At 65.5% G+C, this 16552-nt stretch carries 4 protein-coding genes; all 4 read right to left on the bottom strand.

The genetic code is table 11. The features are described from left to right. Position 1: 1 nt before the first annotated feature. The 4 genes from NVB75_RS02610 to NVB75_RS02595 all read right to left on the bottom strand — a co-directional run bounded on the left by NVB75_RS02610 (position 2) and on the right by NVB75_RS02595 (position 16532). The gene (locus tag NVB75_RS02610; protein WP_258345823.1) at positions 2-9484 is read right to left on the bottom strand and encodes a non-ribosomal peptide synthetase; all 9483 of its coding nucleotides are present in this window, start codon (positions 9482-9484) and stop codon (positions 2-4) included. A gap of 50 nt (positions 9485-9534) precedes the next feature. Further along, complete coding sequence (locus tag NVB75_RS02605) at positions 9535-14340, bottom strand: non-ribosomal peptide synthetase (protein WP_258345822.1); 4806 nt, start codon at positions 14338-14340, stop codon at positions 9535-9537. 67 nt (positions 14341-14407) lie between these two features. Further along, complete coding sequence (locus NVB75_RS02600) at positions 14408-15400, bottom strand: TauD/TfdA family dioxygenase (RefSeq protein WP_258345821.1); 993 nt, start codon at positions 15398-15400, stop codon at positions 14408-14410. Between the two features lie 193 nt (positions 15401-15593). After that, positions 15594-16532 carry an ABC transporter substrate-binding protein gene (locus NVB75_RS02595; RefSeq protein ID WP_258345820.1) on the bottom strand — a complete coding sequence of 313 codons (939 nt, stop codon included), beginning with the start codon at positions 16530-16532 and terminating at the stop codon, positions 15594-15596. Between the last annotated feature and the right edge of the window lie 20 nt (positions 16533-16552).

Genomic DNA, 16552 nt, shown 5'->3' with positions numbered 1-16552 from the left:
TTCAGTCTTCCATCTCTGCCAGCAAACGCTGCATCTCATCCAGTGCCTGGTCGGTCGAAGGCCGCTGCGGGTTTTCGATCTGTTCGGCCAGGCCGGCAATGGTCGGGTTGTGGAACAGGCTGCGCAGTTCGACCTTGACACCGAAGCGGCTCTCCACCCGGGTCATCAGGCGCATAGCCAGCAGCGAATGGCCACCGAGCTCGAAGAAGCTGGTGAGCACGCCGACCTGCGGCAGATCAAGTAGCTCCTGCCACAGCTCGGCCAGTTCGCGCTCCACCGCCGTACGCGGGGCCACGCCTTGCTCTGCCTGCGCTTGCGGCGCCGGCAGGGCCCTGCGGTCGATCTTGCCGTTGGCATTAAGGGCGAAACGCTGCACCTGGATGAAGCCGGCCGGCACCATGTACGCGGGCAGCAGGCTTTCCAGATGACGGCGCAGCGCCACCTCGTCGACCGGGCTCGCGGCCTGCAGCCAGGCGAACAGGTTGTGGCTGCGCGCATCGAGCATGACCACCGCCTCGTCCACGCCGGGGTAACGGCGCAGCAGCGATTCGATCTCCCCCGGCTCGATGCGGAAACCACGCACCTTGACCTGGAAATCGGCGCGTCCGACATAGGCCAGGCGCCCATCGGTGCGTCGGCGCACCAAGTCGCCGGTGCGGTACATGCGGCTGCCAGGCTCGCTGGCGAACGGATCGGGCAGGTACGCCGCTGCGGTGATCGCCGGCGCCCGCTGGTAACCACGGGTCACCCCGCTGCCGGCGATATACAGCTCGCCGGTGCTGCCCAGCGGCACTGGCCGTAGGCATTCGTCGAGTACGTAGCAACGGGTGTTGAGCAGCGGCATGCCAATATCGGCGACACCGGCCGGTACTTCCCGCAGCGCCTGGGTGGTCGACCAGACGGTGGTTTCCGTCGGGCCATAGGCGTTGATCAGCCTCACCCCCTTGGCCTGCAGCGCACTCACCAGTTCGGCCGGCACTGCTTCGCCGCCGATCAGGCCGCGCAGGACCGGCCAGTCGTCACGCCCGGTTTCCAACAGGATCTGCCAGCCGGCTGGGGTGGCTTGGAACACCGTGGCACGGCGCAGCAGATCGAACAGGCGGTGACCATCGACCACCTGCTCGCGACGCGCCAGGAGGATGCTCGCGCCCTTGAGCAGCGGCAGGAACAGCTCCGGCTTGCACATATCGAAGGCGTAGGTGGTGCTGGCCAGCCAGGCGTCCTCGGCCGTCAGCGGCAACTGGCGGTCGAGGCCGGCAAGCAGGTTGCTCAGGTTGCCACGGGTGACCTGTACGCCCTTCGGTGTGCCGGTGGAGCCCGAGGTGTAGATCACGTAGGCCCGCTGCAGCGGCACCACCGGTAATGCCAGGTCGTGCGCTGGCTGTTCGTCCAGCGGCAGGTGGTCGACGGCCTGGCTGTCGACACTGCCGAGTACGTCGGCGCAGGCCTGCTCACTGAGCACCAGCTGCGGCCGCGCATGCTCGATGATGAAACGCAGCCGTTCGCCCGGTTGCTGCGGATCCAGCGGCAAGTAGGCCGCGCCCGCCTTGTGGATCGCCAGGATGCTGGGCAGCAGCCAGGGGCCACGGGTCAGGCACAGCGCGACCAGATCGTCGCAGCCGACACCCTGGGCGCGCAGCCAGTGGGCCAGGCGGTTGCTCAGGGCATTGAGCTGGGCATAGCTGTAGCGTTGCTCCTGGCAATCCACGGCCAGCGCATCCGGGGTGCGCAGGGCCTGGCGCTCGAAGCGCGCGATCAGATCCTGCGTCTCGCTCAGCGCATGCGCTGGCAGGTTCCACGCACGGCGTGTCAGGGCATGATCGGCATTCGCCAGGTCGATATCCCACAGCCGCGCCTCGGGCCGCGCCAGCATACCGTCGAGCAGGTGACAGTACTCGTCGGCGTAGCGTTGCATGGTGCTGGCGACAAACAGCTCGGTGTTGTACTCCAGCACGCAGTGCCAGGCGCTGCCGTGCTGCTCGATATGCAGGCCGATGTCCACCAGGGCGCTGTCGCTCTCGACATCCAGGCGCTGCGCCGGCAGGCCGGCAAAACCCTGGCCGACCGCCGCCACGTCATCGCGCTGGATCAGGTTGAACAGCGCCTGGAACAGCGGCGTATGGCTGAGATCGCGGCGTACCTGCAAAGCCTCCACCAGCCGTTCGAAGGGCACGTCGCCGTGCTGCTGCGCGGTCAGGTGGGTGGCTTGCAACGCCTGCCAGAACGACGCCACCGATTGCAGTGGGTCGATCTGGCTACGCAGCACCTGGGTGCTGGCGAAATAGCCGATGAGGTTGTCGGTGTGCGCCTGCTGACGCTGCGCCACCGGCAGGCCGATCCACAGCTCGCGCTGCCCCGAATGCCTGGCCAGCAGCACTTTCCATGCTGCCAGCAGAGGCGCGAAGGCGGTCAGGCCATGGCGCTGCGCGGTGCCACGCAGGCGCTCGACCAACTCGACGGGCAACTCGAAACGCAGGCGCCGCCCGTGGTAGCCCTGCTCGGCAGGACGTGGCAGGTCGGTGGGCAGGTCCAGCACCGGCGGTTCGCCGGCCAGGGCCTGCCGCCAGTAGTCCAGCTGCGCTTCAATGCGTGCCTGCCCGGCAGGGGTCTGCCAACTGGCGGCGACATCGCTGAACTGCAGCTGCAGCGGCGCCAACGCCGCCTGGGTTGCGCTCAGCTCGGCCTGGTAAAGACGTTGCAGCTCATCGAAGAAGATCTCCAGCGAGCGGGCGTCGGCGATGATGTGGTGCAAGGTGGCCTGCAGCACGCTCTGGCCTTCGCCCTGATACAGCCGAACCCGCCACAGCGGCGTTGCGCTCAGGTCGAAGGCGCGTTGCGCTTCCTCGCTCAAGGTACGGGCGAAGGCCGGCGAATGCACATCCTGCTGCAAGGGCTCGACGCTGAGCAGCGTGCCGTGCAACTGCACGACCTGCTGCCGCGCGCCTGCTTGCGTCTCGCTGAACACGCTGCGCAGGCTGTGCTGGCGCTCCACCAGTTGTGCCAGCGCGCGTTCCAGGACTTCGGCTTGCAGAGTACCGTGCAGGTGCATGGCCAGTGACAGGTGGTAGGCCTGGGTGTCGCCCTGCAAGCGGTCGAGAAACCACAGCCGCTGCTGGGTGAAGTGCAGCGGCGCCGTCGCCTCGCCGAATGGCCGCAGGATGCTCTCGCCTGCGCCCTCGGCAGTGGCCAGGATGGCCGCCAGTTCACCCAGGGTCGAGCACTCGAACACGCTGCGCAGCGGCAGTTGCCGCTCGTAACGCTCGGCGATGCGCGCCACCAGCCGTGCCGCCAGCAGCGAATGGCCGCCGAGGGCGAAGAAATTGTCGCCTGCGCCAACCGCGTTGCACCCGAGCAGCTCGCACCACAGTTCGGCCAGTTGCGCCTCCCAGGGTTTGCTCAGCTCGCCGTCGCGCTGACCTTCATGTTGGAGTGGAGCCGGCAGCGCCTTGCGCTCGACTTTGCCACTGGGGCTCAGCGGCAAGCTGTCGAGACGCACGAACTGGCTCGGTAGCATGTAATCCGGCAGGTGCTGCGCCAGTTGCACGCGTAGCGCGGCGTCGCCCACGTCAGCACCCGCCGCCTGCGTGACCGAGTAGTAAGCCACCAGGCGCGCGGTGTCGCCGCTGCCGAGCAGCACCACAGCCGCTTCCCGCACCCCGGTGAGCCGCGCCAGCAGGGCCTCGATCTCGCCCAACTCGATACGGAAGCCACGCAGCTTGACCCGGAAATCCAGGCGCCCCTGGTAGTCCAGGCTGCCTTTGGCGTTGCGCCGCACGCGGTCGCCGGTGCGGTACATGCGCGCCCCCGGCACGAAAGGATCGGGCAGGAAGCTCACCGCACTCAGGGCAGGTGCGGCGAAATAGCCACGCCCCAGGTTGGCACCCGCCAGGTACAGCTCGCCGGAAACGCCGGGAGCCACGGGTTGCAAGTCGGCGTCCAACACATAGGCGGCGGTATTGACCACCGGCCGGCCGATCGGCACCTCCACCCCGCCCTTCTCGCCCTGACGCGGCTCGAAGGTGCTGTAGACGGTGGCCTCGGTCGGCCCATAACCGTTGATCACCTGGGCACCACGCTGCTCCATGGCCTCGGCAAGCGCGCACGGCAGGGCCTCGCCACCGGAAATCGCGCGCACGCCCTGCCAACTGCGCCCGGTGTGCGCCACCAACATGCGCCAGGTGGCAGGAGTGGCCTGCATCACCGTCGGCTGGCCGGCCTCGATCAGGCGGTCGAGGGCTTGCGGGTCGCGTGCCTGCTCACGGTCGGCGAGCAGGATCCTGGCCCCGCGACTCAGCGGCAGCAGCAGCTCGACGATGGCGATATCGAAGGTCGCTGTGGTCAGCGCCAGCACCCTGTCCTGCGCCGTCAATGGCAGCACCTGCTGTACGCCGAGCATGAGGTTCATCAGGTTGCCACGGGCGATGGCCACGCCCTTGGGCTGGCCGGTGGAACCCGAGGTATAGAGCACGTAGGCGAGCTGGGCAGGATGCACGCTCGGCGCGCAGTAGGGCTCGGTGGTGGTCAGCGCATCGATATCCAGCAGTTCGACGGCACTGCCCCACTCTGCCAGTTCCGCCAGGGCCTCGGCATTGGTCAGGCACAACCGCGGCTGCGCATGGGCAAGGATGTAACGGCCGCGCTCGGCAGGGGTGTCCTCGGCCAGCGGCACGTAGGCGGCGCCAGCCTTGAGAATGGCTAACATGGCCATGGGCAGCCGCGCATCGCGCGGCAGGCGCAGGGCCACACGATCCTCGGCGCCGACGCCACGGGCCTGCAAGGCAGCGGCCAGGCGTTCGGCCGCCTGGTTCAGTTCGGCATAGCTCAGGTGCCGTTCGCCGGCCTGCACGGCGATGGCCTCAGGCTGCCCGGCGACCTGCCGTGCAAAGGCCTGCAGGATGTCTTCCCGGCCCTCCACAGGCTCACCGTGCAAGCGCGCCAGCGCGCGCTGCTCGGGCGGCCGGGCGAGTTCGCCCAGTACCTGCTGTGGTTGTTCGAGCACGGCATCGAGCAGCGCCAGATACTGCTCGAGCATCGCCTGCGCGGTCTGCTCACGGAACAGCTCGCTGCTGTACTGCAGGCTCAGGGCGATGCCGTGTTCGCTGTCGCGCACGTCCAGATGCAGGTCGCACAGGGCGCTGTCCGGGCGATTGTCGAGCGGCTCGGCGATCAGCTCGGTCAGGTCGAAACGCTCCAGGGCATGGCCCGGGAAGTAGTTGAACATCGCTTGGAACAACGGGTTGTAGCTGACCTGGCGGGCCACGCCGAGCTGTTCGATCAGGTAGTCGAAGGGCAGATCCTGATGCGACTGCACCGCCACAGACAGCGCCTGCAACTCGCGCATCAGTTGCAGCAGGCTGGCCGTGCCGGAAAGCTTCTGGCGATAGACCAGAGTATTGACGAAGCAGCCCACCAGCGGCTGCAACGCCGCGTGATGGCGGTTGGCGGCCGGCACCCCGACGAGGATGTCGTGCTCGCCACTGCGGCTGCGCAGCAGCAGCTGGAAGGCGCAGAGCATGGGGATGAAGTTGCTCCAGCCGTGGCTCGCGCTGAATGCCCGCAGGCGCGCCGCCAGCGCATCCGGCAGGCGTTGCTCGACACGCCCGCCGGCTTGGCTGGCATGGGCCGGCCGAGGGAAGTCCGCGGCCAGTTCGAGCACCGGCAATTCGCCAGACAACTGCTCGTCGCGCCAGTAGGCCAGCTCGTCCTGGCAGGCGGCGCTGTTCATCCACTGGCGTTGCCACAGGGCATAGTCGGCGTACTGCATCGGCGCCTCGGCCAACGCCGGTTTACGCCCCTGGCGCAGCTCGCGGTAATGGCTGCAAAGACCGTCGATGATCAGTTGCAGCGACCAGCCATCGGCGACGATATGGTGGCAATTGAGCGCCAGTACGTGCGCCTGCGGCCCGAGGCGGTACAGGCAGGCACGCAGCAGCGGCGCGCTGTCCAGGGCAAACGGAGTCATCGCGTCCTGGCGTAGCAGGTCGTGCAACTGCGCTTCGCTGACCACCTCGATCAGCGGCAAGGCCAGCTCGGCCTTGGCGAGAATGAGCTGCGAAGGCTCACCGCCGTCGCTGACAAAACGGGTACGCAGGACTTCGTGCTGATCGACCAGGGCCTGCAGAGCTGCCTGCAGGTCAGCAACATGCAGGTCGCCGCTCAGGCGAACCGCGCCGGCCAGGTTGTAGGCCGGGCTTTGCGGCTGCAGTTGCTGGAGGAACCACAGGCGCTGCTGGGCAAACGACAGCGGTAGGGTCTGCGGACGCGGCAGGCGCATCGGCGTGGTTTTCTCGCTGGCCTGCTGTTGTTCCAGCCACTCGGCCATGGCGGCGATGGTCGGGCGCTCGAAGACCACGCGCAGCGGCAGTTCCTTGCCGCTAAGCTTGCCGATCTGGCCGATCAGTTGCGTGGCCAGCAGCGAATGCCCGCCCAGCTCGAAGAAGTGATCCTGAATGCCGACCCGCGCGAGCCCCAGCACGCCCTGCCAGGCCTCGGCCAACTGCGCTTGCAGCTCACTGCTTGGCGCCACGTAGCGCGCCTCGCTCTGCGCGGCGAAGTCGGGCGCCGGCAGGGCTTTGCGGTCGATCTTGCCGTTGGCGTTGAGCGGCATGCGCTCGAGCAGCATGAAAGCGCTGGGCAGCATGTAGGGCGGCAGGTTGGCGGTAACGAACTCGCGCAGCGCCTCGATGGAGGGCTGCGACTCGGCCACCAGGTAGGCGACCAGCACCTTGGCGCGCTGCTGGTCGTCACGGGCCAGCAGCACTGCTTCACGCACGCCGGGGTAACGGGTCAGGCAGGCTTCGATCTCGTCCAGCTCGATACGGTGGCCGCGAATCTTCACCTGGTGGTCGGTACGACCGACGTACTCCAGCTCGCCATTGGCCAGGAAACGCGCCAGATCGCCGGTGCGATACAGGCGGCTGCCGTCGTTGGCGATGGGGTCGGGCAAAAACACCGCCGCCGTGCGTGCCGGGTCGGCCATATAGCCACGGCCAACCCCCACGCCGGCGACGAAGATTTCTCCCACCGCACCGCGCGGCACCGGTTGCAAATCAGTATCGAGCAGGTACAGACGGTTGTTCAGGGTGGCGCGACCAATAGGCACACTGCTGCGAGACTCAGCCAGGCGCTCGGTGAGCGGATGGAAGGCCACGTCGTCGGAGCATTCGGCCGGCCCGTAGGCGTTCATCAGCGGGATGTCGGGGTAGCGCTCGAACCAGCGCCGCGCCACCGCCGGTGGCAGCGCCTCGCCAGTGGCCAATACCCAGCGCAGTGCGGTGCGCTCCAGGCCCGCCTCGAGCAGGCTCTGCATCAGCGACGGCACCGCTTCTAGAATGCTCACGCCATGGCGAGCGATGGCCTCGGCCAGCGCTTCGGGGTTCTGAATCACGCAGTCGCCGAGAATCACCGTGCGCGCCCCCAGCACCAGGCCGGCGAGGGTCTGCCAGACGGAAATGTCGAAGCACTGCGGCGCGCTCTGGGCGATCACGTCATCTTCATTCAAGCCCAGGCCCGGCAACTTGCCAATCATGTTGTTGAGCATGCCGGCATGGGCAACCATCGCCCCCTTGGGCGTGCCGGTGGAGCCCGAGGTGAAGATGCAGTAGGCAAGCGAAAGGCCATGCACGGGGATGTCCAGGTCGGCATCGCTGTAGCCGCTCAGGGCCGCTGGCTCGTAGCGGATCGCCGCCGGCGGCTGCGCCATCTGCTGCAGCGCCTGCTGTGCGAGCTCACCCTGCTCCACGCCATGCAGCAGCAGCGGCGAACGGCTCTGGGTGAGCACTTGGGCCAGGCGTTGCGGCGGATTGCGCGGGTCCAGGGGCAGCCAGCCTGCGCCAGCCTTGAGTGTGGCGAGGATCATTATCACCAGGTCGAGGCCACGCTCGTCGAGCAACGCCAGCAGGTCGCCGTCCTGCACGCCATTGGCGCGCAGATGACGGGCCAGTCGGTTGGCCGCCCGGTTCAACTGATCGAAGCTCAGGCTGTGCTCGCCATGCACCACGGCGATTCGCTCGGGGGTGCGACGCACCTGCTGTTGCAGGCGCTCGACGTACAGCGGCTGCAGTTGCGCCGCGTCCGCCGCCAGGTCACCGCTGGCCCAGGCGTGCTGTTGGGCGATCTCTGCCGCATCGAGCATGGCGATGCGTTGCAACGGGATATCCACCTCGCTGGCCAGACTGTCGCCCATGTTCAGCAGCAGCGTGCGGAAGTGGCGCAGCATCTGCTCGACTTCCTCGCGCAGGAACCAGTCGGTCTGGTAGGTCAACTGCAGGTGCAGGCGCTCGCCGGGCACGATCACCACGGTCACCGGATAGTTGGTGTGGGTGCGGTTGGCCATGTCGCTGATCAGGTAGTCCAACTGGCCCTGGCGCAGGCTGGCGGAGATCGGCGCGTTCTCAAAGACGAACAGGCTCTGGAACAGATCCTGGCGCTGTACCTCGCTCCAGCTCTGGATCTGCGCCAGCGACACGTTTTCATGTTCGCGCAGGCTCAAGTTCTCGGCCTGCAAGGCCTTGAGCCAGGCACCGAGGGGCTGCTGCGGTTGCCAGCTCCAGCGCAGCGGCAGGCTGTTGATGAACAGCCCGACGATGCTCTCCATGCCCTGCATGTGCACCGGGCGCCCGGCCACGGTGACGCCGAACAGCAGGTCACGATTGCCGCTGTAGCGCGCCAGCGCCAAGGCCCAGGCACCCTGCACCAGGGTGTTGAGGGTGATGCCCAGGCCACTGGCGGCCTGCTGCAGGCCCTGCGTCTGCTCGACGCTGAGGTGCTCGACGCAATCCTCCACCGGCTCCGGCGCATCGATCACGCGGCCAGGATGGCCGAAACCGAACTCGGTGGGGGTGTCGAAACCGGCCAGGCGCTGCTGCCAGAAGGCCTGATGATCCTCAGGCTTTTGCTGCTCCAGCCAGCGGATGAAGTCGCGGTACGGGCGCGGCTTGGGCAGCTCCAGACGCCGCCCCTCACGCGCGGCGCGGTAACCGTCGAGAAAGTCCATCATGATGATGGAGAAGCACCAGGCATCCATGAGGATGTGGTGATAGCTGCGCACGAACTGGTAGGTGTCCGGGGCCAGCTTGAACAGGCGCACACGCATCAGCGGTGCCTGGGTGAAATCCAGCCCCTCGCGACGCTCCTCGGCCAGCATATGCTCCAGACGCCCCTGCTGCTCGGCCTCGTCGATATCCGACCAGTCCTCATAGCTGATCGGCAGTTCGACCTGCTTGTGCACCACCTGCATTGGCCGCTTCTGCTGCTTCCAGACGAAGGAGGTGCGCAGCAGCTCGTGGCGCTCCACCACCTGTGCCCAGGCCTGGCGGAACGCCTGCAGATCGAGTTGCGGCAGCACCATCACATGGCGGTACTGCAGCAGGTACATGCCCTTGCCCGGGTGCATCAGGCTGTGAAACAGCAACCCCTGCTGCATAGGAGCCAGGGGATAGATGGCCTCGATATTGCGGGAAAGTGCTTTGACCTTGTCGTTCATGCCGAGGGTCTCCTTGCCATGGGCTGGGGATGTAGGGGCGCCGGGGGTGCTCATTGCAGTTGCTCGAGCAGACCGAGGAATTCGTCGTCGGAAAGCCCCGAGTCGGCAAAGTCGGCAGCAGTGGCGCGACCAACCTCGGGGGCCAGGCAGTGTTCGAGCAGGTCTTCGATACCCTGCTGGAACTGCTTTGCCAGTGCGCCGATCAGGGCCTGCTCATGCACGTGCGGGGCGTAGCGCCATTCGATGTACAACTGGCCCTGGTCGACCAGAGCGGTCACGTCGAGCAGATGTGTGCGACGGGTGTCGGGGGCACGCATGGCCGGGCAAACCGGCTGCGCCAGGCGCCACAGCCGCGAGCCACCCAGCCACTGGTCGACCCGTCCCAGGTAGTTGAAGGTAAGCAGCGAAGCAGCACCAAGCCCGTGCTGTGGATTGAGGCGCAGCAGGCCGTAGCCGATGCCCTGCTCCGGAACACGGCGCAATGCCTCCTTGGCGGCGATGATCGCCTCCTCCGGCTGTTCGGCGGCGCGCACGGCCAACGGGTAGCGGCTGGTGTGCCAACCCACCGAGCGCGACAGATCCGGGCCTTGCTCCCAGCCACTGCGACCGTGGCTTTCCATCTCCAGGGTGACCTGCTCACGCCCCAGCCATTGGCCGATCACGCCAGCCAGTGCCGCGACCAGCAGATCCTGCACCTGGGTGCTGTAGGCCCCATGGCAGTCGCCCAGCAACAAGTCAGTTTTCTCAAGGGACAGTTTCGTTTCCAGCGTGCGGCTTTCGCCATACAAGCTGACATCACGGGCGACCTCGCCCTCCTCGGCCAACTGCGCCTGCCAGTAGCCGAGCTGGGCCAGCACCTCGGGAACATGACGATGACGCTGCAAGGCCTCGCTCCAATGATCGAAGCGAGTGGAAACCGCCGGCAATGAAGCCTGCGGGTCGTGGTACAGGCGTTCCAACTCATCGAGCAGCACCTGCCAGGACACCGCATCGACCAGCAGATGATGTGCCGTGCACAGCAGATGCCCGCTGCCGGTGAAATACACCCATCGGATCAATGGGGCTCGATCCAGTTGCCAGCCCTGCTGCCACTGCAGCAGCAGCGCGTCGTCCAGCGGCTGTTCGACCACCCGCAGCAGCGTGTCGGCCATCGCCGCCGACAGCGGCTGATAGCGTTGCTGGCAGCCCTGCCCGCTCTGCTCGAAGATCAACCGCAGGCTGCTGTGACGCTGCAACAAGATCGCCAGTGCCTGGGCCAGGCGCGCCGGTTCCAGCGGCTGGTGAACGGCCAGCAACAGTGACTGGTTCCAGTACTGTGGCGTGGTCTGCCGCTGGTCGAAGAACCAGGCCTGGATCGGCGTCAGGGCGAACGCGGCGCTCGGCTCGGCGCTATCGACCTTGGCTTGCTCGGCCGCACTGGCGAGGTCCACGGCCTGCTCGGCCCAGCCGCTGACCGAAGGGAACTCGAATATCTGCTTGGGCTTGAGCTGCAGGCCCTGCTGCTTGGCACGGGCGATGATCTGCAGGCTGAGGATCGAGTCGCCACCGACCGCGAAGAAGTTGTCGTCAGCTTTCAGATCAGGCTTTTCCAGAATCTCCCGGGCGATCACCAGCAGCCGCTCGACCCTGGCGCGCTGTGGCGTCTGCGCCACCCGCGCCAGCGCCCGCACGCTGGGCTCGGCGAACAGTTGCTTGGGGGTGAGGGTAATCTGTTGCTGGCGTGCGCGGGCAATGATCTGCAGGCCGAGAATCGAATCGCCGCCATGGGCGAAGAAGTCGTCGTCCGGGCCGATGTTCGGGTGACCCAGCAGTTCACGCCAGATGGCCAGCAAGGCGCTTTCCAATGCATTCAACGGCTGTTCGGTACGCGGCTCAAGATTGCGCGGTGCTTGCTCGGCCAGGTTCAACAACGCCTGACGATCGACCTTGCCATTGGCCAGCAGTGGCATCGCCTCCAGGCAATGCCACTGCGCCGGTAGCATGTAGTCCGGCAGGCGTGCCTGCAACGCGGCCTGAATGTCCGCCAGTGCGCTCGGCCCGGCGACCAGGAAAGCCAACAAGCGGTTGCCGGTCACGGGCGTCGGTGCGTTGAGCACGCGCACGTCATCGACCTGTGGCAGCGCACGCAATTGCGCCGCCACTTCCGAAGGCTCGACGCGGTAGCCGCGAATCTTCACCTGCTCGTCCAGGCGCCCGAGGAACAGCACCCGCCCCAGATGATCGAGGCGTACCCGGTCACCCGTGCGGTAACCCAATGCACCGAAGCGCGCCCGATCGGCCTCGCTGGCACTCAGGTAGCCACGCGCGACGGTCGCGCCCTCGATATACAACTCGCCGCTGACGCCAGCCGGCAGCAATGCGCCATCCGGCCCGCGCACGCTGACTCGCACGTTGCCCAGGGGGCGTCCGAGCGGTGCGTCCCCCTCACCTTCGACGTCGTGAGTCAGCACGCCCACCGTGGTTTCGCTGGGCCCGTAGTGGTTGACGATGCGCAGCTGCGGGCTTAGGGCGCGCACCCGCGCCAGCAGATCGGCGCCCAGGGCTTCGCCACCGAGCACCAGGCACTGGCGCGGCAACAGGCGCTGCGGCTCGCTGGCGACCAGCAGGGCGTTGAGGTGCGAGGGCACGATCTTCAGCATGTCCACCGGCTGCTGCCCGAGCAGCGTCGCCAGCTCCTCGGCATCGAAGGCTAGCGCTTCGTCCAGCAGGCGCAAGCGCCGGCCGCTGAGCAGCGCGCCGAACAAGGCAGTGTGGCCCAGATCCGTGGCGCAACTGGCCAGGCTCGTCAGGCTGGCGTCGGCCCTCAAGCGCAGCCGTGCCAGGCAGGCGCTAACATAGTGAACAAGGTTGCCCTGGGTCACCTCCACACCCTTGGGCCGCCCACTGGAGCCGGAGGTGTAGACCACGTAGGCCGGCAAGTCTGCCGGCAGGTTGGTGCGCAGCGGCGCATCGCTGAACAGCGCCTCGCCCGGCACGGCCAGCCACTGTACCTGCTTCGGTAACCAGCTTGGCCGTTCGCCCTCACCCACATAGACCTTAGGCGTTGCATCCAGGCAGATGTCTTGCAGACGCGACGCGGGCCACTGCGGATCGAGGGCCAGATAGTTTGCGCCGCACTGCCAGGCGGCGAGCATGTGCATCACCAGTTCGCGGCTGCGTGGCAGGCAAAGGGCAACCCTATCACCGCTCGCACTCAGCGAGCCGTGCAGGCGCTCGCCACGGGCGACCACGGCCCTGGCCAGTTCGGCATAACACAGTTGTCCCTGCTGATCCTCCAGGGCGATGGCCTGGGGCTTCTCCATGCAGTGTTTGGCAAAAGCATTCCAGGCGCCCTCTTCCGGGACCGGCAGGCTTTCGCCAGACAACTGCGAACGCTGCTCGAGAGGCAGCCAGTCCAATTCGGCAAACGGCACGTCCGGCTGCTCCATAGCCGCCATGACCAGGGCAATGAACTGCGCCTGAAAACGTTCGGCGCTCTCGCGCCGATACAGCGCCTTGCTGTAACGCCAGCGCCCGACGAACTCGGGCAGGTCATCGATGATCACCAGGTTCAACTCGTGGGCCGCACCACGCTGCTCGCCAATCACGCGTTCGATGTAGCGCTCGAACGGCACGTCACGCTCCTTGTTCAGCGTGAACATGTGCTGGAACACCGGTGCCCGGCCCATCTGCCGAGGCAGATCCAGATGTTTGGCCAGGCGTGCGAAGGGATAGTGACGATGGCGCAAGGTCTGCCGGACAGTGGCAGCCACCTGCTTGGCCCACTCAGCGCTGGACAGGTCAGGACGCAAACGGCAGCGCACCGGCAACGGGTTGACCAGATAGCCCGGCAGTTCAGACTGCTCGCGCTTCAAGCGCCAGCCACTTGGCGTACCGAGAACGAAATCGTCCTGACCCGACAGCATCCCGAGAAACTGCTGGAACAGTGAGAACCAATAGACGTAGGGCGTCACTCCCAGGCTTTTGGCGACCGCACGCAGCCGCTCGCTGTTGTCCGCGCCAAAATGGAACGACAGCTCTCCGCCCTCGAAGCCCTGAATGCTTCCACGGGCGAAGTCGATGGGCAGCTCCAGCGCCGGCGCTTCGGCCAGTTGCGCCTGCCACCAGGTCAGTTCCTCGGCCTCGATCGCCTCGCTGCGCAGGTACAACGCGCTGCCCCAGTTGCGATAGGCCTCGGGGTCGACATCGACAAGCTCGTCACCATCGACGAGGGCGAACAGCTCACTGAACAGCACGTCGAAGGTGGTCAGGTCGGAGGCGATATGGTGGATGCCCAGCAGCACCGTGTACTCGACACGATCACCCAACTGGTTGCTCAACAGCACCAGCCGGCTGATCTCACCGGCAGCCAGATCGAAAGGTTTGTCGGCCAGCTCAATGATACGTTGCTGCACACTGGCCGCATCCGCGTCCTGACAGATTTCGCATTGCAGTGAAGTGGGCTGCGGGCGACTGTCCCACTGCAGCAACTGGCCGTCGCGTTCGACATAGGCACTGCACAAGTGCGGGTAACGCTGCTGCACCGTCTGCCAGGCCCGCTCCAGACGATGCGGCAGATCTGCCCAGAGGTAGTGCGGCCTGATACGCCCGGCCAGGGCGATGTTGTAGGCGCAACTGGCGGGCTCCATACGCTGCAGGAACCACAGGGCCCGCTCGTTATCGTTGAGCGGGCGTGCCTGGAAGTAGTCCGGGTGGCGGGCCAACCAGGGCAGAATTTCAGTACAGCGCGCATGCAGCTCACGCTCCAGCTCGGTACTCAGGGCCTCAGGCAAGCCAGTGGAAATCATCAGGCGGCCTTCGCTCGCGGACATGCGGATACCACGCAGCCAGCAGTCATGCATCAAGCAATCGAGCATGTGTCGTCCTTCATCGTGCGGATTCAAGGTCAGCCACCCTGGCAGTGGCTTCGAGGATTATTCAGCGTCAGATCGCCGACGCGGACTCAGCCATGGCCACCACCACCTTGCGTGCCCCTTGAAAGGTGGAGCGACCATGGGCGACCAGCATGTTGTCGAGCATCAGCACATCACCCGCCTGCCAGGGGAAGCTGATCTGGGTGCGCTGCAGGACATCGCGCACATGCTCCAGCGCCTCCAGCTCGATGGACGAGCCATCACCGTAGAAGACGTTTCGCGGCACGTCCTCCTCGCCGACGATCGACACCAGCGTTTCGCGTAACGCTGCCGGGAGGTTGGAGATGTGGAACAGATGCGCCTGGTTGAACCAGACCCACTCCCCGGTCACCGGGTGCTGCGCGACGGCCTGGCAGACCTGGCGCGTACGCAGCTCGCCGTCGTCCTTCCACTCGAAGTCGATGTGGCTGAGCCGACAGAAGCGCTCGACCTCGCTGCGGTCCTCGGTGCTGAACGCCTGCTGCCAGGAGAGATCCAAACCATTGCCGTAGTTGCGCACGTACATCAGGCGCTTGTCGGCGAAACGCTGGCGGATGGCGGGATCGATGCGCTGATAGATCAGGCGACTGTCGGCGATAGGCGTCTCACCGCCGACCGGCGAGGCCTGGATGCAGTGGAACCAGATTTTCATCGGCCAGTTCAACGAGTATGACTGCTCGTTATGCAGCGGAATGACCTGGTGAGCGGGATATTCGGTCGAGGTATAGACGCGACTGTTGAGTTTGGTGCGTGGCGTGGAGGCGTAGTCGTAGGTCAGCAGCTCGTGATCGAAACTGCGGGCGAAATCCTCGAAGTCATTGGCATCACGGAAGGCGAAATCGCGAAAGAGGATGCCACCGGTGGTCTGCAGGTTGCTGTCGGCGGCATGCCGGATCAGCTGCGCGTGATCACGCCAGGAGTCGCCTGGCACAGGGGCGCGCAACACGAAGGGCAGCGGTCCCTCGACACCCGCCTGAACCTCATCGAGTGAACGGTTTGCACGATTGAGCAAATCGGTAAGCATCTGCGTTCCTTACTGCTACTGACGAGGAGCACAAAATTATCGCAAAACCGACTCATTATCAAACAGGAATTAATACTATTTAAGTATGGCGTCCCGGGCATTCATTGCTGCACACAAGCCGCGAAGCCGCATAGCTCCAGACATTATTTAGCTATCACCTGGGCCGCAGTAACCGCTACTCAGGCTGTCTGGCTCATTTTTCCTGCAGGTTGTAATCGCGTTCGCCGATATGCGACAGCAGCAGGTAGGCCGAACCGATCATGCCTTGCATGGTGTCGGCAAAACGACTGCGGTTGAAATATAGGAACTGATGGTTCTTCACCGCGAACAGGTTCTGCCATTGCGGCGATCGGCGGAAGGCCTCGGTGCCGGCCTCCGAACCGAGCATTTCCTCATAGGTATCGATGATGAAATCACTGTCGAAGTCGCCAATGCGCTCCAGGCTGTAAGGCACGTTCTGACGCGCCTCCTTGAAGGCGGACACGCGCCCTAGGCCGAAGTCGGCGATCACGTCATCCATGCCGGAACGGCCGATCAGTTGAAAACCATCCGGATAGACCTCCAGGGTGGTTACCGTGATACGCCCCGGCTCCTTCACCCGCTTGGCGAATTCGCCGACGATCCATTGGTATTCGTTTAGTAGCTTCTCGTATCGCTGCTGCTTGCCTACCAGTTCGGCCAGCTCTTTGGCGTAAGTCTTGATGTCGGCCTCGCGCGCCGGCAGCAGCACCACAGGGGCAATGCGACTGAGGCGCTCTTTCAGGTCCTGGTGATAGGACAGCCCAATGATCAGGTCAGGCTTGAGCGCTGCGATGGCCTCGAGATCGGGCGACTGGTGCGAACCGACATAGCGAATGCCGGAGACATCGAAGCGCTGCTGAGCACCACGGAACAACACGTCCGACAACAGCTTCTTGCGCCCCGTGGACCCGCAAGGCGTTATGCCCAGCTCGAGCAGTTGAGTGGTCAGGCTAAGGTCATGCAGGGATACCACGCAACGTGGTGCGACTGGCACTTCGACACGGCCGAAGCGGTTCTCGAACACACGGGTTTCGGCGGCGACAGCCTGCATCGAACTCAGGCCCAGTAGTACACAGGCTATCAGGGAAAGGGCTTTGAACTTCGCCATCATCTTCGTCATGTCCTTCAGTG

The sequence above is a fragment of the Pseudomonas sp. CBS genome (assembly GCF_024734645.1).
Lineage (GTDB): Bacteria > Pseudomonadota > Gammaproteobacteria > Pseudomonadales > Pseudomonadaceae > Aquipseudomonas.
The sequence above is the reverse complement of the archived record's forward strand: the minus strand, read 5'-3'. Positions and strand labels throughout refer to the sequence as shown.